Here is a 17,326-nt window from a genome sequence, read left to right on the forward strand (position 1 = left end):
GGCGCTCAGGGCAGCCGCCACACCGTCGTCCGGCGCAGCCCGGGCCCCTCGGTCTCGGGGACCTCGTACACCGCGGCGGGCTCCAGCCGCTCGTGCGGCAGGTACGGGCGGCCGGGGTCGCCGATCAGCACGTCGCAGCCGCGGGCCCGCGCCCGGTCGAGGAAGGGCAGCACCCGCCCGGTCATCTCCCGGTCGTAGCAGACGTCGCCGGCGACGACGACGTCGACGGCCGGCGGCTCGCGGTCGAGGACGTCGCCGGTGACGCTGATGCCGGTCACGCCGTTGAGGCCGGCGTTGACACCGACCGCCGTCCGGGAGAAGGGATCCACGTCGCTGGCCAGCACCCGGCGGGCGCCGGCGAGGACGGCGGCCACCGCGACCAGGCCGCTGCCCGACCCGAGGTCGAGCACCGTGCGGCCGGCGACGGTGGCGGGGGCGTCGAGCAGGTGGCGGGCCAGTGCCTGCCCGCCGGGCCAGGCGGCCGCCCAGAACGGCGGCTCCTCCCCCGCCCCGCCGGCCGCGGTCTCCATCGCCTCCCACAGGGCGACGACGTCGTCGGCGACGTGCAGCCGCACCTCGGGGACGAGCGAGGGCCGGCGCACCTGGGTGTGCGCGCGGACGAACCCCGCGGGCACCACCCGGGTGGCCGGCCCTCGCTGGATCACCTGGGGATCAGTACCAGCCGGTGGCCTGCGAGTGCGCCCAGGCGTCGCACGGCGTGCCGTAGCGCTGCTCGATGTAGATGAGGCCGGCGTCGATCTGGCGGTAGCCGTCGGAGGTCTTGGCGATCCCGGTGCTGGCCCAGGTGGAGTCCAGGAACTGCGGGATGCCGTAGGCGGTGCTGGTGGGGTTCTGCGCGTTGGGGTTCCAGCCGCTCTCCTTGCCCCACAGCTTCTCCAGGCAGGAGAACTGCTCGCCGCTGCCGACCTTGCTCAGCGCGTAGTCCTTGAAGGAGCCGGACGGCGCGGCCGGCGCGGCCTCCTCGGCGGCCTGCTCCTCGGCGGCCTGCTGCGCGGCGGCGGCCTCGGCGGCGGCCTGCGCCTCGGCGGCCTGGCGAGCGGCCTCCTGCTCCGCGGCGACGCGGGCGGCCTCCTGCTCGGCGGCGACGCGGGCGGCCTCGGCCTCGGCGGCCTGGCGGTCGCGCTCCGCCTGCTCGGCGGCGAGCTGCGCCTGGGCGACACCGGCCTCCTGCGCGCTGCGCTCGGCGCGCGAGGCGGCGACGTCGGCCAGCGTCGTCAGGTCGGGGCCGGTCGCGGCCTGCGCGGCCGCCTGCTGCTGCGGGATGCCCAGCTCGTCGGCGACGCTGACCGCGGTGCCGGTGGTGCCGGCGGTGTCGGTGCCGGCGGAGGCAGCGGGGCCGCTGGTGGAGACGACGCCCACGATCAGCGCGCCGGCCGCGGCGGCGCCGAGCAGGAGGGCCGGGCGGCGCGGGCCCAGCGGCGGGCTGCCGCGGCGGAACAGGCGCCGGCGGGCGGGGGCCTCGGCGGCCGGCTCGGCGGCGTCCGCGAGCGCGGGCAGCTCGCGGGTGGCGGTGTCGGCGGTGGCGTCGATGGCGTCGGGAGTGGCGAGCTCGACGGTCACGGGGGCGTCGGCAGGCGTGTTCTGGACGTGGCGGGACATGAGGGGGTGAGGGCTCCGAGGGAGAGTGCGCGCGGCAGCGGCCCGGAGGCGGACCTCGGGCGTGCGGGTGCGGCGCGGGTCTGGGGGGTGTGGCGTTACGGGGTCCCCGGCGACGTCGTCGCAGGGAGCGGCAGGGCAGGGGCGGCCGGCGTCAGGCGGACGCGGGGGCGCGGTGTGCGCGCGGGCAGCTGCACCTGCGGGCCGCTTCGGCCCGGAGGCGGGGCATGCGGAGACTCTCCGTTTCTTCCGTGAGCCGCCTACCGAGTTAGCTGACGGGTTCGGGCGGGAAGGAGCCCTACGCGTGCCGGGCCGGAGCTCGGCGGGCGCGATTCACCCCAGTACTGCGGTGGGTCCCCGGCTCGCGTCCACGGGTGCGGACACGACTCGGCGGCGTCCGGCCGGGCTCCCCGGGACGGGGACCTGACGACCTGCCGGACGCAAGCCACCGTACGGTCGTTACCGGTTCGTGACAACGGTCGTGGCCGGAGGTGCGGCCGTGACGCGTGGTACGGACTGTCCCGTACCGGAACGCCCCTCCGCGTCGCCGCTGGTCAGGAGGCCGCGGCCACCTCGGGCCGGCCGGGCCCGTGCAGAGGTGTCACGTCGGACACGTCCGTGGCGGACGGCGCCGGCCGCGCCCCCGCGCGGGGCTCGGGCGCCGGGTCCTCCCCGAGGCGGGGCAGCCCCCGCTTGTCGCCGAGGGCGTGGACGTCGTCGGGCACGACCCCGGTGACGACGGCGAGCGCCTCGTCCAGCTGCCCGGTCAGCAGGCGCAGCCAGTCGCGCGCCCGGTCGCGCTCGTCGCGCAGCGGCTCGAGCTCGGCCTCGACGGCGGACCGGCGCTCGAGCGCCTCGGCGTCGGCCCGTGCCCGCGCCTCGGCGGCCTCGCGGTCCCGCCGCGCGCGCTCGGCGGCGGCCCCCTCCTCCAGCCGGGCGGCCTCGCGGCGCGCGGCCTCCAGGATCGCGGCGGCCTCGCTGCGGGTCTGCTCGCGGGCGGCGAGCACCGCCTCGCGCATCTCGGCCACCCCGGACAGCCGGGCCTGCGCCTCGGTGAGCGCCTCGGCGCGGATCCGCCCGGCCTCCTCCTCGGCGGCGGCGGTCAGCGCGGCGGCCGCCTCCTCGGCCCGGCGCATCATCGCCGCGGCGTCCTCGGGGCCGGGCAGGCTCTGCCGCTCGCGGACCAGCTGGGCCAGCCGGCGGCGGGCGTTCTGCAGCTCGGCCGACGCGGCGGCGTAGCGGCTGAGCAGGTGCTCGTTCTCCCGGCGCAGGACCAGCAACTCCGTCTCCGCCCAGGCGACGTAGTCGTCGACCTGCAGGCGGTCGTAGCCGCGCACCGCCCCGGTGAACACCGGTCCGGTGCCCAGCAGGCCGTCGAGCCCGCGTCCCGGAGGCGGCTCGGCGGGGCCGTCCCCGGCCCTGTCCGGAGCAGCTCCCTGTCCCCGCAGCGACATCCCGGTTCCCCCTCGGTGCGCTCCGATCCGGTCCCCCACCGGCACGCCGGCGTGGGTGATCACAGAGTTCCACCCGCCGGGTGCGGCCGAACGGGCCGACACGGGCGCGCGCGGGACGTGCGGACCGGTCGCGCCCGGACGTGCCGGGCTGGTCACTGTGCGCGGTCGAGAGGTCTCAGTACGGTCACGGCCCCCGCGGGGAATGCCCGGCGGAGGCGGGTCGTTGGGCCGGGTACAGTAGTTGCACTCTCAACCACATGGAGCACGAGATGCAGTTCGGGGTCTTCACGGTCAGCGACGTCACGACCGACCCGACGACGGGGCGGACGCCGAGCGAGGCGGAGCGGATCAAGGCCGTCGTCACCATCGCGAAGAAGGCCGAGGAGGTGGGCCTCGACGTCTTCGCGCTCGGCGAGCACCACAACCCGCCGTTCTTCTCGTCCTCCCCCACGACCACGCTGGCCTACGTCGCGGCGCAGACCTCCCGGCTGCAGCTGTCGACGTCGACCACGCTGATCACCACCAACGACCCGGTGAAGATCGCCGAGGACTACGCGATGCTGCAGCACCTCGCCGACGGCCGCGTCGACCTCATGATGGGCCGCGGCAACACCGGCCCGGTCTACCCGTGGTTCGGCCAGGACATCCGCAACGGCATCCCGCTGGCCGTGGAGAACTACGCGCTGCTGCGCCGGCTGTGGGACGAGGAGGTCGTGGACTGGCAGGGCCGGTTCCGCACCCCGCTGCAGGGCTTCACCTCTACCCCGCGGCCGCTGGACGGCGTCCCGCCGTTCGTGTGGCACGGCTCGATCCGCAGCCCGCAGATCGCCGAGCAGGCCGCCTACTACGGCGACGGCTTCTTCCACAACCACATCTTCTGGCCGAAGGAGCACACCCAGCGGATGGTGGAGTTCTACCGGTCCCGGTTCGAGCACCACGGCCACGGCGCCGCCGACCAGGCGATCGTCGGCCTCGGCGGGCAGGTGTTCATGCGGCGGAACAGCCAGGACGCCGTCGCCGAGTTCCGGCCCTACTTCGACAACGCGCCGGTCTACGGGCACGGGCCCTCGCTCGAGGACTTCTCCCGGGAGACGCCGCTGACCGTGGGCAGCCCGCAGCAGGTGATCGAGCGCACGCTCGGCTTCCGCGACTACGTCGGCGACTACCAGCGGCAGCTGTTCCTCATCGACCACGCCGGCCTGCCGCTGAAGACCGTCCTCGAGCAGCTGGACCTGCTCGGCGAGGAGGTCGTGCCGGTGCTGCGCCGCGAGTTCGCCGCGCTCACGCCGGCGCACGTGCCCGACGCCCCCACCCACGCCGCCCGGGTGGCCGCCCGCGGGGGCGCGCAGGACCCGACCGTGTACGCCGCGGGTGACGACGTCACCGGGCAGGCCCGCGAGGAGGTGTCCGTCCGATGACCACCCGCACCCTGGCCGTCGTCAGCGCGGGGCTCGGCGTCCCGTCGTCGACGCGGCTGCTGGCCGACCGGCTCGCGGCGGCCACCGTCGCCGCGCTGCGCGAGCGCGGCGAGGACGCCACCGTCGAGGTCGTCGAGCTGCGCGAGCACGCCCGCGACGTCGCCGACGCGCTGGTCACCGGGTTCCCGAACGCGGCGCTGCGCGCGGCGGTCGGGACGGTGACCGGCGCGGACGCGGTCATCGCGGTCACGCCGGTGTTCACCGCCTCCTACAGCGGCCTGTTCAAGTCCTTCGTCGACGTGCTGGACAAGGACGCGCTCACCGGCACGCCGGTGCTGCTCGCGGCGACCGCCGGCACCGCCCGGCACTCGCTGGTGCTCGAGCACGCCATGCGGCCGCTGTTCAGCTACCTGCGCGCGGTGACCGTGCCGACGGCCGTCTTCGCGGCGAGCGAGGACTGGGCCGGTGGGGACGGCGTCGGCCAGGAGCTGGCCGCGCGGATCACCCGCGCGGCCGGCGAGCTGGCCGACGTCGTCACCGGCCGGCCGGCGTCGGCCCGCCCGGCCGACCCCTTCGCCGACGTCCCCTCCTTCGAGGACCTGCTGCGGGGTACCGCCTAGGACCGGTCCTGGACCGGCGCCTGGGACGACCCGCCGCCGCGCGGGTCCGAGTGCCGTGTCCTGTCGCGCTCGGGGGCCTGCCGGGCGACCGGCACGCCCTCCGGCGCGGCCGGGGGCGCGGCCGGCACCGGCGCGGCGGGCGGCACGGCCGGCTCCGGGCGGCCCCGCAGCCGCGGGTACGCCAGCACCAGGCTGGCCGCCAGGGCGATGGCCAGGATCACCGCCCACGTGCCGGTGTAGTCGACCCACGAGCCGGTGAGCAGCAGGAACGCCGGGAGGGCGGCGGTGAGCAGCCCGGCGACGACGGCGATCGCGCCCGTGTACCGGGTGAACTCCTCCCGCTTCAGCCCCAGGACGACGAAGAACAGCGCCCAGAGCACCGCCCAGTACAGCCAGATCACGCCGAAGCCCGGGTCCCGGGGGACGACGTAGAAGAAGCTGAGCCCGGCGTACACCAGCGCGCACGCCGCCACGAACGCGGAGAACCAGCCGAGCCCCGTGCCGTCGAGGCCGCCGAGCAGGTTGATCCCCACGTACAGGTACGTGAAGCCGAACAGGTAGAGGCCCGACGCGGCCAGGATCGTGGCCGGGTCCCCGTCGGCCGTGATGATCAGGACGGTCGGCGTCACCACCTGCAGCGCCCCGACGAACAGGTTGAGCGGGGCGGCGGCGCGGGCGTCCACCAGCCCCAGCAGCATCAGGCCGTTGACGACCAGGACGGCTCCCACGTACAGCAGTCCCACGGCTCCCATGTGCGGTCATCTCCTCGGATCCCGCGACGGTGCGGACGTCCCCCGTGGCTGGTGCCGGCAGCGGTCGCGCCGGCGGTCAGGAGCCGGGCTCCCCGGACTCCCGTTCGTTCTCCCGGACGGCTTCGTTCTCCTGGAGGGCCTCGTTCTCCTCCAGGGCGCTGTCGATCAGGTCGGCCAGCCCGCCGACCGAGCGGTGCGGCCCGCCCCGGCGGACGACGACCGGCTCGGGCACGTCGTCGTCGGGCTCCCCGGACGACAGCCCCTCGGTGAGGTCGTGCGCCGCCCGCAGCGCGGCCTTGCCGGCGCGGTCGGCCGCCTCGTGGCGCTCGATCCGCGGCACCTCCCCGCTCACCTCTGGCCTCCTCCCACTCCCCTCGGCCCCGGCCCCCTCGGCACGGTCGGTGACCCCCGGACCCGGTTGGGCGCACGGCGCGCCGGGTACTCCCCCTCCCGGCCTCGAACAACCGGGAGCCGTGCAGTGCTCGTGTGAGGAGCGATCCGTGCAACTCCGGGTCGAGGTGGTGTGGACGTGCGCGCCGTGCGAGGTCGGCGGGCAGGACGTGACGGAGGACGGTGACGACGACCCGACCTGCTGGAACTGCGGCGGGCCGGTCGTGGTGACCGCCCGGCCCTCCGTCCGCCGGCCCTTCCCCGAGCCGTTCCCGGAGCCGGACGCCGCCTGAGGGCGGCGCCCGGCCCGGGCGGACGGGTCCCGGCGTGCGCCGGGACCCGCCGGGCGGTCAGGACGTGACGGCGCACTGCCCGCGGTCGGCACGGACCGGTCCCGACGCCGACGGCTTCACGTCGAAGTCGAAGATCGCCGTCGGCAGGTACAGCGAGCAGCAGGCGTTCGGGATGTCGACGACCCCGCTGACGCGGCCCTCGATCGGCGCCGAGCCGAGCAGCAGGTAGGCCTGCTCGCCGGAGTAGCCGAACTTCTGCAGGTACCGGACGGCGTTGAGGCAGGCGTTGCGGTAGGCCTGCGTCGCGTCCAGGTAGAGGTTTCGGTCCTCCTCGTGGTCGACCGATACCCCGATGAAGGTCAGGAACTCCGAGTAGCGGGGCTCGACGTTGCCCGGGATGAACACCGGGTTGGTGGTCACCCCGTAGGTCTCCATGCCGCCCTTGATCAGGTCGATGTGGAAGTCGATGAACCCGCCCATCTCGATGGCGCCGCAGAACGTGATCTCGCCGTCGCCCTGGCTGAAGTGCAGGTCGCCGCCGGAGAGCTTCGCGTCCTCCACGTGCACCGGGTAGAAGACGCGGGAACCGCGGCTGAAGTTCTTGATGTCGTGGTTGCCGCCGTTCTCGCGAGCCGGCACGGTGCGGGCGCCGTCCCGGGCGATCGCCGCGGCCACGTCGCCGTCGGCCTGCCCGGCCAGCGTCTGGGCCTCGATCGGGAGCAGCGCGAGGGCGGGCACGCGGTCGGGGTCGGTGTCGGCCAGGGCCTTCTCCCGCCGGTTCCACCTCGCGAGCAGGTCGGCCGACGGGGCCGTGCCGAACAGCCCGGGGTGGGTCAGGCCGGTGTAGCGGACGCCCGGGATGTGCCGGGAGGTGGCCACCTGGCCGTGGAAGTCCCAGATCGCCTTGTAGGCGTCCGGGAAGTAGTCGGTCAGGAAGCCGCCGCCGTTGGCCTTGGCGAAGATGCCGGTGTACCCCCAGCCCTGGCCGGGGGCGTCGCCGTACTCCTGCGGCGCCTGCACCGGGCCGAGGTCCAGGATGTCGACCACGAGCAGGTCACCGGGTTCGGCCCCCTCGACGCCGATGGGTCCGCTGAGCATGTGTGCCCTGGTCAGGTCGACGTCGCGGACGTCGTTGGCCGAGTCGTTGTTGCCGATCTGGCCGTCGGTCCACTCCCGGCACTCCACCCGGATGTCCTGCCCGGGCCGGACCATCGTGGCGACGGGTACGTCCGGGTGCCAGCGGTTGTGCCCCGGGACGGCCTGGTCGCGCATGGACTTGGCCTGGTCGACGGTGAAGACGACGTCTGGCATGTCCCCCACACTCCGATCTCCGTTGACGGGAGGGCCGACCCGCGTCCGCGGGCCGTTCGCGGCGGCTCCGCGCGGGAGCCGGGGAGGCGACGGCGGCCCGGCCCGGTGGCCGCCGCGCGGGCTGGTCAGGGCCTCGGGAGGGCGCTCCACCGGGGGTCGCGCGGCACCGGGCGGCGGGCGGCCGGCGGCACGGCCGTCGTCACGGCGGGCGCGTCGGCGCTGGCCTCCTCGCGCGAGCGCGCCGCGGCCAGCGGCGCCGGGGTGCGCGCCAGCAGCGGGGCGGTGTAGACGCGCCGGCCGGTGTCGCCGCACGCGGGGCACCGCTCGGAGGCCTGCGCGGTGCCGATGGGCCGCCGCACCTCCCACGGGCCGCACGCCGGGCACCGGTACAGGTAGGCCGCCATCTTGGCCTCCGCGGGGAAGTCGGGACCACTCGGGAGCGGGCGACGCTAGTGGCGGGCCCGGACGGGACGGCGGGACCTTCGGCCCCATCCGTAGCGCGTCGCCACCGGCGGCCCCCGACCGGTGACGGCGGGTGGGCTCAGCGGACGGCGTCCTCCGACGGCGCCGCCGAGCCGCCCTGCGGGGCCTCCGCCGTCATGACCCGGACGACCTCCGCCCGGTCCGCGGCCGAGGGCAGGCCCCAGCCGGGCTCGTAGTCGTAGACCTCGGACAGCGGCCGTGACGCCGTCCGGCCGGTGAGCACCTCCACCGAGCCGGTGTCGATCAGCCCGGGGTGCTCGACGCCGCACGCCTCGGCCACCTTGAGCAGGTCCCGGCGCAGGGTGGCCACGTAGTTGGCCAGCCGCACCGACTTCAGCGCCGGGTCCAGGCCGTGCGCCAGCCACGCGTTCTGGGTGGCGACGCCGGTCGGGCAGGTGTCGGTGTGGCACTTCTGCGCCTGGATGCAGCCGATGGCGAGCATCGCCTCGCGGGCCACGTTGACCATGTCGCAGCCGAGCGCGAAGGCCACCACCGCGTTGTCGGGCAGGCCCAGCTTGCCGGCGCCGACGAAGGTGACCTGCTCGGCCAGCCCGCGGCGGGCGAAGGTGCTGTAGACGCGGGCGAAGCCGAGCTGGAAGGGCAGCGACACCGAGTCGGTGAAGATCAGCGGCGCGGCGCCGGTGCCGCCCTCGCCGCCGTCGACGGTCACGAAGTCCACGCCGCGGCCGGTGTCGGCCATGAGCCGGGTCAGCTCGTCCCAGAAGACCAGGTCGCCGACGGCGGACTTGATCCCCACCGGCAGGCCGGTCTCGGTCGCGAGCAGCTCCACCCAGTCGAGCAGGCTGTCGGTGTCGGTGAACTCCGCGTGCCGGGACGGGCTGACGCAGTCCACGCCCTCGGGCACCCCGCGGGCGGCGGCGATCTCGGCGGTCACCTTGGCCGCGGGCAGCACGCCGCCGAGCCCGGGCTTGGCGCCCTGGCTGAGCTTGATCTCCAGCGCCCGGACGGGAGCGGACGCCACGAGGTCCTTCAGCCGCTGCAGGTCGAACCGGCCGGCCTCGTCGCGGCAGCCGAAGTAGGCGGTGCCGATCTGGAACACCAGCTCGCCGCCGTGCCGGTGGTGTACCGACAGCCCGCCCTCCCCGGTGTTGTGCAGGCAGCCGGCCAGCGCCGCGCCGCGGTTGAGCGCCTCGACCGCGGCGCCGGACAGCGAGCCGAAGCTCATCGCCGACACGTTGACCACCGACGGCGGCCGGAACGCGTGCGCCCGCCCGCGCGGGCCGCCGAGCACCTTCGCCGACGGGATCGTGACGTCGGCCGCCGAGTGCGGGTGCGACGGCGGCACGGCGCGGCCGAACGTGCGGTGGTTGATGACCGGGTAGCCGGCCGTGTACTCGAGGTCGTTGTCGGTGCCGAACCCGAAGTAGTTGTTCTCGCCCTTGGCCGAGGCGTACACCCAGCGCCGCTGGTCGCGGGTGAACGGCCGCTCCTCGTTGTTGCCGGCGACCAGGTACTGCCGCAGCTCCGGGCCGATCGACTCCAGCAGGTAGCGGGCGTGGCCGATCACCGGGAAGTTGCGCAGCAGGGTGTGCTCCCGCTGCGCCAGGTCCCGGGCGGCCACCGCCGCCAGCGCCCCGAGTCCGGCCACTGCGGCCCGCGCCGCACCCCTCATGACCCCGCTCCTCCCGCGTCGTTGCGGACCCCGGGCGGACCCCGGACAGCCATGGTGGGCCGCCCGGGGTCCGGGGTCTACAGGAAGAGGCTGAGCACGAGCGCGAAGACGAACCCGAGCGTCCCGAGCAGCGTCTCCATGACGGTCCAGGTCTTGAGCGTCGTCTTCTCGTCCATCTGGAAGAACCGGCTGACCAGCCAGAACCCCGAGTCGTTGACGTGCGAGAGGACGGTGGCCCCGCCGGCGATCGCGAGGACGATCAGCGCCAGGTCGATGGAGGACAGCCCGCTGCTGGCCTCGACCACCGGCGCCATGAGACCGGCGGTCGTGGTGAGGGCGACCGTCGCCGAGCCCTGCGCCACCCGCAGCAGCACGGAGACCACGAACGCGGCCACGATCACCGGCAGGCCGATGTCGCCGAGGACGTCGGCCAGCGCCGTGCCGATGCCGCTGGCCCGCAGGACGCCCCCGAACATGCCGCCGGCGCCGGTGATGAGGATGACCGCGCAGACCGGGCCCAGGGCGCTGTTGACGATGGACTCGACCTGGGCGCCGCTCTCGCCGCGCCGCCGGCCGAGCACCACGATCGCCACCAGCACGGTGATCAGCAGCGCCACCGGGGTGGCGCCGACCAGCTGTCCCGCGCGCACGACGAACGACGTCTCCTCGAGCGCCCCCGCGGTGGCCAGGGTGGTCAGCCCGGTGTTGAGGAAGATCAGCACGAGCGGGAGCAGCAGGATGCCGACCACGGTGGCGAAGCGCGGCGGCGCCGGGCGGGTGACCGTCCCGGTCCGGAGGCCGCCGGAGGCGCCCGCCGTGCCCGGTGCGGTCCCGGCGACGGTGGGCTCGGGGGCCTCCGGCGCGGCACCGGCGTCCGGGTCGTCCTCGGACGGCGGCACCGCGACGTCGAAGCGCCGCCCGGCCCACAGGCCGAACAGGTAGCCGCCGAGGTACCAGGTGGGCAGGCCGACGACCAGCCCGAAGACCAGGACCAGCCCGATGTCGGCCCCGATCAGCTCGGCCGCCGCGACCGGCCCCGGGTGCGGCGGGACGAACGCGTGCATGACGGCGAAGGCGCCGGCGACCGGCAGGCCGTAGGTGAGCAGCGACCCGCCCAGCCGGCGGGCGACGGTGAAGACGATGGGCAGGAAGACCACGAGCCCGGCGTCGAAGAAGATCGGGAAGCCGAACAGCAGCGCCGCCACGCCCAGGGCCAGGGGTGCCCGTCTCTCCCCGAACCGCCCGATGAGGCTGTCGGCCAGCACCTGCGCCCCGCCGCTGTGCTCGAGCAGCCGCCCGAGCATCGCCCCGAGGCCGACCAGCAGCGCGACGTTGGCCAGGGTCGCGCCGAACCCCTCGGTGAGGGTGGTGACGACGTCCTCGAGCGGGATCTGCGTGACCAGCGCGACCAGCAGGCTGACCAGGATCAGCGCCAGGAACGCGTGCAGCTTCAGCTTCATGATCAGGAACAGCAGCACGCCCACGGCTACCGCCGCGATGAGCAACAGCCACCCGGCTCCCAGAGCCGGTTCGACTTCGGGCATGGGTCCTCCTGGGGGTCAGCCCTCGTCGTCGAGGGCGTCGAGGGCGCGCAGGACGTCTTCGAGCGCGCGGGTGGACCGCTCGACGAGCGGGCGGGTGTGCCGGTAGAGGTCCGCGGCGGCCGGGTCGGGCTCCACCGGGTCGGAGACGCCGACCAGCGCGGTGGCGGCGTCGAGGTCGGGCAGCGCGCCCAGCGCGTGCAGGCCGAGCAGGCAGGCGCCGAGCCCCGTGCCCTCCGGGGAGTCGGCGACCCGCACCGGCAGGTCCAGCGCGGCGGCGAGGGTGGACACCCACAGCGGCGAGGCCACCGCCCCGCCGGTGGCGCGGACCTCGGTCACGGGCAGGCCGGTGGCCGAGAACGCGTCGCGGACGAGCGCCAGCTGCTGGCACACGCCCTCGACGGCGGCGCGCACCAGGTGCCCCCGGCGGTGCTCGCGGCGCAGCCCGACGTACGCCCCGCGCAGCCCGGACCGCCACCACGGCGCCCGCTCCCCCAGCAGGTAGGGCAGGCACAGCAGCCCGGCGCTGCCGGCGGGCACCGCGGCGGCCTCCTCGAGCAGCCGGGCGTCGAGGGCGTCGGCGTCCTCCCCCGTGACCCCCTCCCCCTCGGCCAGCGCCTGGGCGGCCCAGCGCACCACCGAGCCGCCGTTGTTGACCGCGCCGCCGACCACCCACTGGTCGTCGGTGAGCGCGTAGCAGAACAGCCGGTGCGCCGGGTCCACGGTCGGCGCCGGGACGACGACGCGCATCGCGCCGCTGGTGCCCAGCGACACGGCGGCGACCTCGGGGCGGACCGCGCCGATGCCGAGGTTGGCCAGCACGCCGTCGGAGGCGCCGAGCACCAGCGGGGTGTCCGCGGGCAGGCCGGTGGCCGCGGCGACCTCCGGGCGCAGGCCCTCGAGCACCGTCGTCGTGGGGAGGACCTCGCCGAGCTGCCCGGGGCGGATCCCGGCCAGCTGCAGCGCCTCGGGGTCCCAGGTGCCGGTGCGGATGCCGTAGAGCCCGGTGGCCGAGGCGCAGGCGCGGTCGAGGACCTGCGGCCCGCCGCGCAGCGCGGACACGACGAGCTCCTTGACCCCGCCCCAGCGCGGCACCGCGTCCAGCCGGCCGGGCTCCTCGGCGCGCATCCAGGCGAGCTTGAGCAGCGGGGACATCGGGTGCACCGGCGTCCCGGTGCGGGTGTGCAGCCCGCCGGCGCGGCCGTCGGCGCGCAGGGCCTCGGCGAAGCCCGCGGCGCGGTCGTCGGCCCAGGTGACGACCGGGCCCAGCGGCCGTCCGTCGTCGTCCATGGGGACCAGGCCGTGCATGGCCGCGGACAGGCAGACCCCGACCACCCGGTCGCCGCGCTCGCGGGCGGCCCGGCTGACGGCGGCCAGCGCCTCGACGGCGGCGTCGGCGACCCGGTGCGCGTCGAGCTCGGCGCGGCCGGGGGCGGGTACCGACAGCGGGTAGCCGACGCTCACCAGGTCGCGCACCCGCCCGTCGGTGCCGGCCGTGACCGCCTTGGTCGCCGTCGTCCCGCTGTCCAGCCCGACCACGACGTCCATGCGGGCGATCCTGCCCGCGCCCCCAGGGGGCCGCAGGTCAGCGCCGGATCTCCCCCAGCAGCACCCGGGCGTTCGGGCACGACGCCGCGATCCCGCCGACCAGCGCCCCCACCAGCCAGTCGAGCCCGCCGCCGGCGCCGAGGGCGAGCGATCCCGCCGCCGCCGGCAGCGCGCCGGCGGGCAGCACGCCGCCCGATCCTGGCGCACCGGCCGCCGGGACGGCGCCCCCGCGCACCGGTCAGCGGTAGGCGGACCCGCCGCGCAGCCGGGCGCCGACCGCCGTCACCAGCGGGGCGAGGACGACGCCGTCGCGGGCCAGCCGCGCCCGCAGCGCCCGGCGGTGGCGCAGCACGCCGACCAGGCCGATCGCCCAGAACAGGTACTGGACGGCGAACGCGGCGCGGAAGGCGCCGAGGTCGTAGGCGGTCGAGGCGCCGGGCGTGAGGACGTCGAGCACCGCGCCGATCGCCAGGATGGTCAGCAGCGAGGCGACGAAGCCGCCGACGTTGACCACGCCGCTGGCGCTGCCCTGCCGCTCGGCGGGGTTCCAGGTGCGGGCGAAGTCGAAGCCGATCATCGAGCCGGGACCGTTGGTGCCGAGCACGACGACCAGCAGCACGAGCAGCCACAGCGGCGCGCGGCCGGGCCACAGCAGGACGACGGTCCAGGTGGCGGCGGTGACGGCGAGGATGCCGAGGACCAGCACCGAGCGGCGCAGGGGCCAGCGCCCGCACAGCCGGCCGAGCAGCGGCCCCACCCCCATGCCGACGACCACCAGCAGGGTGAGCAGCCCGGCCGCCGTCGCCGGGGACAGCCCCTGGCCGACGACGAGGAAGGGATAGCCCCACAGCAGCGCGAAGACCGTGCCGGAGAACTGGGTGACCAGGTGGGTGTAGAGGCCGATCCGGGTGCCGGACTCCCGCCAGGTCAGCGCCAGGTTGCGGCGCACCTCGGCCAGCCCGGCGGGGGTGGCGGGCGCGACGCCGGGCGGCGCGTCGCGCAGCGTGGCGAGCACCAGGACGACGACCAGCACGCCGGCCGCCGCCGCGCCGAGGAAGGTGCTGCGCCAGCCCGCGGTGTGCAGCAGCGCGACCAGCGGGTAGGCGGCCACGACCTGCCCGAGCTGGCCGAGGATGCCGGTGAGCTGGGTGACCAGCGGGACGGTGCGGCCGGCGAACCAGAAGCCGATCACCCGCAGCACGCTGATGAACGTCATCGCGTCGCCGGCCCCGACCAGCACGCGGGCGGCGACCGCGGTGGGCACGTCGGTGGCCAGCGCCAGCACCAGCTGGCCCGCGGCCATGGTGACCCCGCCCGCGACGATCAGCCGGCGCGAGCCGAAGCGGTCCAGCGCCACCCCGACCGGCACCTGCAGCCCGGCGTAGACCGCGAGCTGCAGCACCAGGAACAGCGAGACCGCCGACGCCCCGGCGGAGAACCGCTCCTGCGCCTCCACCCCGGCCACGCCGAGGGAGGCGCGGTGGAACACGGCGACGACGTAGGCGGCGAGCGCGGTGAGCCAGACGGCGTAGGCGCGCAGCGGGGTGCGGGCGGCGGTCGGGGGCGTCACTGAGGGGACGACAGCTCCCGCGGACCGGTTGTTCCCGGTACCGCGGTGAGTCGCCTCACGGCACGCGCCCGCGCGCGGCCCGGACGGGGGGTGCCCGGCCCTAGGATCGGGAGGTGGTCGCAGCACTGGTCTCCCCCGAGGACCTGACCGAGGACGACGCCCACCGCCGGGTGCGCATCCTCCTCGCGCTGGCCACCTGCATGGCCGAGAAGGGCTACCGCGCGACGACGATCTCCGACATCGCCCGCGAGGGCCGGGTGTCCAAGACCGTCGTCTACGCGCACTTCCGCGACAAGGAGCACTGCCTCCTCGAGCTCTACACCCGCGCCACCGACAAGATGCTCGCCACCGTGCACGCCGCGCAGGACCGGGCGGCCGCTGAGGGGCTGGCCTGGCGGGACCGGCTGCGGTCGGCCGTGCGGGCCTACCTCGAGGTGCTCGCCGCCAACCCGGAGGTGGCCTGGGCGGCGCTGGTGGAGGTGCAGGCCGCCGGCCGGCACGCGCTCACCCTGCGGCGGCAGGTCATCGACCGCTACGTGGAGCTGATCCGCGGGGTCGCCGCCGAGATGGCCGAGCGGTACCCCGACGAGGTGCGGGCGGTGGACCGGGCGCTCGTCGTCGCCGCGGTCGGCGGGCTCAACGAGCTCATGCTCGTCCGGGTCGAGCGCGGCGAGGCCGGCTCCCTGGCCGAGGACACCGACGTCGCCACTGAGGTGCTCGTCGGTCTCGTCGCCCGCCGCTGAGCCGCCCGGCGGGTCACCCGCCACCGGGATACCGCGCGGTACCGGCGGGTCCTACGCTGCCCCGGGACCTGGCTCACGGGGATCGGAGGCCCATGACCACAGCGGCGGACGTCGCGACCGACGCCGCCGGGGACGCGTCGCCCGCGGCCGACCGGCGCCCGGTCCTCTCGCTGCGCGTCGAGCGCGAGGCGCTCGTCCCCGCGCTGGCCGCGCTGCTGGTGACCCTGTCCCTGGCCGCCCGCGCCTGGACGGCGGCCGGCGGCTGGCTCACCCGGCAGGACCTCCTCCCCGCCGCCCACCTCCTCGGCCTGACCCCCGAGGTGCCCGGCCCCCCGGGCGCCGCGGCGCTGGCCGGCGGGGTGGCCTCGGTGGCGCCGTACGCGTGGGCGGGGCTGGTGACGCTGGTGCTGGCCGGGCAGCTCGCCGTCGACGTGCTGCTCTACCGGCTGCTGGTCGACCTGTTCGGCCGCCGCCCGGCCGTGCTGCTGCCGCTGACGGTGTACCTGGCCAGCTCCCTGCCCCTGGTCGGCGGGCTGTGGTGGAGCGCGGCGCTGGTGCAGCTGCCCGTGCAGCTGTGCCTGCTCGCCGCCGTCGCCGGGCACGTCCGCGCGCTGCGCACCGGCCGCCCCGGGCCGGCCGTGGCCGCCGGGCTCGCCGTCGCGGCCGGGCTGTCGTTCACCGGCTGGGTGCTGCTGGTCCCGCTGCTGCTGCTCGCCGCCACCCTGCTGTGGGGCACGACCGGCCCGGTCCGCGACCGGCTGCGCGCCCTCGCCGCGCGGCCCGCCGCCTGGGCGGCGCAGGTCGCCGGCGTGGCCGTGGGGCTGCTCGCCCGGCTGCTGACCGGCGCCGGGCCGCTCGTCGACGGCGACGCGCTGCGCGAGGCCGCCCCGGGGCTCGGCGGCGAGGTGACCCGGACGGTGCTGCCCGGCCTGGTCGGCGGCCCCTGGGTCTGGCGGCCGGTGGCCCTGCCCTTCGCCGTCCCGGCGCCGCCGCAGGCGCTGGTGGTGGGCGCGGGGGCCGTGGTCGCCGCCGTCGTGCTGGGCAGCGTCGTGCTGCGGCGCGGCGCGCTCCGCGCGTGGGCGCTCACCGCCGTCGCCGGGGCGGTCGTGCTGGTCGCCGAGGCCGCCGCGCCCGACGGCCCGGCCGTGGCCGGCGGGCTGCCCGCGGACACGGTGCCGCCGGCCACGGTCGCGCTGCTCGCCGCCCTCGGCCTCGCGCTGGCGACGCTGCCGGTCCGCGGCGCGCCGCCGGTCCTGCGCCCGCGGACCGCGCGACTGCCGGCCCACCGGCTCGCCCGCCCGGCGCTGGGCACCGCGGTCGCCGCCGCGCTCGCCGTCGGCTGCGTCCTCTCCACGGCCGGGTTCGCGCAGCACTGGTCGGTCAACGCCACCCGCGACTACGTCGACGGCGCCCGCGGCTCCGTCATCGGCCGGCCGGACCTGGTGCTCGCCGACACGACGGTGCCCGAGGACGTCGTCCCGGCCGCGCTGGCGCCGGCGAACCGGGCGTCGGTGGTCCTCTCCGGCCTGCCCGCCCAGCCGCACTTCCAGTCCGTCGGCGAGATCGCCTACCAGCTCGCCGCGCTCGACGACCGGGGCCGCGGCCAGCTCGCCGCCGTCGACCCCGTGGGCACCTCGGAGACCGGCCCGGTGCCCGACTGCGGCTGGCGGGTGGCCGAGGGGCCGGTGACCGTCCCGCTGGAGGAGCCGGTGCCCGACGGGCGGTGGATCGTGCAGGTCCCCTACATCGCCGGGGCGGGCAACGCGGTCACCGTGCAGGCCGGCGGCACGGTCGGCGGCGCGCTGGTCGGCGCCGGGCTGCACGACCTGTTCCTGCAGGCCGAGGGGCCGGTCGGCGAGGTCGTCGTGACCGTCGACGACCCGTCGGTGCCGGTCTGCGTGGGCGCGGTGACGGTGGGCACGCCCCGCCCGCTGACCCCGGGCGGGGGCTGAG

At 76.4% G+C, this 17,326-nt stretch carries 17 protein-coding genes and 1 riboswitch; of the genes, 5 read left to right on the forward strand and 12 right to left on the reverse strand.

Going from position 1 to position 17,326, the window contains the following annotated elements; genetic code table 11:
* Positions 1-5: 5 nt before the first annotated feature.
* From ACI79B_RS12685 to ACI79B_RS12695, 3 genes are all read right to left on the reverse strand, one after another.
* Complete coding sequence (locus ACI79B_RS12685) at positions 6-665, reverse strand: class I SAM-dependent methyltransferase (RefSeq protein WP_456927942.1); 660 nt, start codon at positions 663-665, stop codon at positions 6-8.
* Positions 666-672: 7 nt separating this feature from the next.
* Positions 673-1,581, reverse strand: a complete 909-nt coding sequence (locus ACI79B_RS12690) for an aggregation-promoting factor C-terminal-like domain-containing protein (protein ID WP_456927943.1) — start codon at positions 1,579-1,581, stop codon at positions 673-675.
* A 278-nt stretch (positions 1,582-1,859) separates the two neighbouring features.
* A riboswitch (cyclic di-AMP (ydaO/yuaA leader) is annotated at positions 1,860-2,020 on the reverse strand.
* Positions 2,021-2,171: 151 nt separating this feature from the next.
* Positions 2,172-3,071, reverse strand: coding sequence for a hypothetical protein (locus ACI79B_RS12695; protein WP_456927944.1), 900 nt, complete (start codon positions 3,069-3,071; stop codon positions 2,172-2,174).
* Positions 3,072-3,328: 257 nt separating this feature from the next.
* Between ACI79B_RS12695 and ACI79B_RS12700 the strand changes: the two genes are divergently transcribed.
* Both ACI79B_RS12700 and ACI79B_RS12705 read left to right on the forward strand, forming a co-directional pair.
* The gene (locus tag ACI79B_RS12700) at positions 3,329-4,489 is read left to right on the forward strand and encodes an LLM class flavin-dependent oxidoreductase (RefSeq protein WP_456927945.1); all 1,161 of its coding nucleotides are present in this window, start codon (positions 3,329-3,331) and stop codon (positions 4,487-4,489) included.
* Positions 4,486-5,109 (forward strand): FMN reductase, encoded by a 624-nt coding sequence (locus ACI79B_RS12705; RefSeq protein WP_456927946.1) that lies wholly within the window; start codon positions 4,486-4,488, stop codon positions 5,107-5,109. The genes ACI79B_RS12700 and ACI79B_RS12705 overlap by 4 nt, the downstream gene beginning before the upstream one ends.
* On the opposite strand, the gene ACI79B_RS12710 is transcribed toward ACI79B_RS12705, so the two are convergent.
* Positions 5,106-5,861 (reverse strand): AmiS/UreI family transporter, encoded by a 756-nt coding sequence (locus ACI79B_RS12710; RefSeq protein ID WP_456927947.1) that lies wholly within the window; start codon positions 5,859-5,861, stop codon positions 5,106-5,108. The two genes, ACI79B_RS12705 and ACI79B_RS12710, sit on opposite strands and share 4 nt — an antisense overlap.
* Before the next feature lie 76 nt (positions 5,862-5,937).
* The gene (locus ACI79B_RS12715) at positions 5,938-6,213 is read right to left on the reverse strand and encodes a hypothetical protein (RefSeq protein ID WP_456927948.1); all 276 of its coding nucleotides are present in this window, start codon (positions 6,211-6,213) and stop codon (positions 5,938-5,940) included.
* Positions 6,214-6,361: 148 nt separating this feature from the next.
* Between ACI79B_RS12715 and ACI79B_RS12720 the strand changes: the two genes are divergently transcribed.
* The gene (locus ACI79B_RS12720) at positions 6,362-6,544 is read left to right on the forward strand and encodes a hypothetical protein (protein ID WP_456927949.1); all 183 of its coding nucleotides are present in this window, start codon (positions 6,362-6,364) and stop codon (positions 6,542-6,544) included.
* Positions 6,545-6,601: 57 nt separating this feature from the next.
* On the opposite strand, the gene fmdA is transcribed toward ACI79B_RS12720, so the two are convergent.
* The 7 genes from fmdA to ACI79B_RS12755 all read right to left on the reverse strand — a co-directional run bounded on the left by fmdA (position 6,602) and on the right by ACI79B_RS12755 (position 14,630).
* Complete coding sequence (gene fmdA, locus ACI79B_RS12725) at positions 6,602-7,855, reverse strand: formamidase (protein ID WP_456927950.1); 1,254 nt, start codon at positions 7,853-7,855, stop codon at positions 6,602-6,604.
* 125 nt (positions 7,856-7,980) lie between these two features.
* Positions 7,981-8,259 carry an FmdB family zinc ribbon protein gene (locus ACI79B_RS12730; RefSeq protein WP_456927951.1) on the reverse strand — a complete coding sequence of 93 codons (279 nt, stop codon included), beginning with the start codon at positions 8,257-8,259 and terminating at the stop codon, positions 7,981-7,983.
* Positions 8,260-8,396: 137 nt separating this feature from the next.
* Positions 8,397-9,971, reverse strand: coding sequence for an FMN-binding glutamate synthase family protein (locus tag ACI79B_RS12735; protein ID WP_456927952.1), 1,575 nt, complete (start codon positions 9,969-9,971; stop codon positions 8,397-8,399).
* Positions 9,972-10,048: 77 nt separating this feature from the next.
* Positions 10,049-11,515: a GntP family permease gene (locus tag ACI79B_RS12740; protein ID WP_456927953.1), complete on the reverse strand. Its 1,467-nt coding sequence runs from the start codon at positions 11,513-11,515 to the stop codon at positions 10,049-10,051.
* Between the two features lie 15 nt (positions 11,516-11,530).
* Positions 11,531-13,060 carry a gluconokinase gene (locus ACI79B_RS12745; protein WP_456927954.1) on the reverse strand — a complete coding sequence of 510 codons (1,530 nt, stop codon included), beginning with the start codon at positions 13,058-13,060 and terminating at the stop codon, positions 11,531-11,533.
* Between the two features lie 37 nt (positions 13,061-13,097).
* Complete coding sequence (locus ACI79B_RS12750) at positions 13,098-13,247, reverse strand: hypothetical protein (RefSeq protein ID WP_456927955.1); 150 nt, start codon at positions 13,245-13,247, stop codon at positions 13,098-13,100.
* Positions 13,248-13,298: 51 nt separating this feature from the next.
* On the reverse strand, positions 13,299-14,630 hold the full coding sequence (locus ACI79B_RS12755) for an MFS transporter (RefSeq protein ID WP_456927956.1): 1,332 nt from the start codon (positions 14,628-14,630) through the stop codon (positions 13,299-13,301).
* A 113-nt stretch (positions 14,631-14,743) separates the two neighbouring features.
* Here ACI79B_RS12755 and ACI79B_RS12760 point away from each other — a divergent pair, with 113 nt between their 5' ends.
* Positions 14,744-15,373: a TetR/AcrR family transcriptional regulator gene (locus tag ACI79B_RS12760; protein WP_456927957.1), complete on the forward strand. Its 630-nt coding sequence runs from the start codon at positions 14,744-14,746 to the stop codon at positions 15,371-15,373.
* 92 nt (positions 15,374-15,465) lie between these two features.
* Positions 15,466-17,325, forward strand: a complete 1,860-nt coding sequence (locus ACI79B_RS12765) for a hypothetical protein (protein WP_456927958.1) — start codon at positions 15,466-15,468, stop codon at positions 17,323-17,325.
* Position 17,326 lies beyond the last annotated feature (1 nt).

The sequence above is a fragment of the Geodermatophilus sp. SYSU D00879 genome (genome assembly GCF_054050375.1).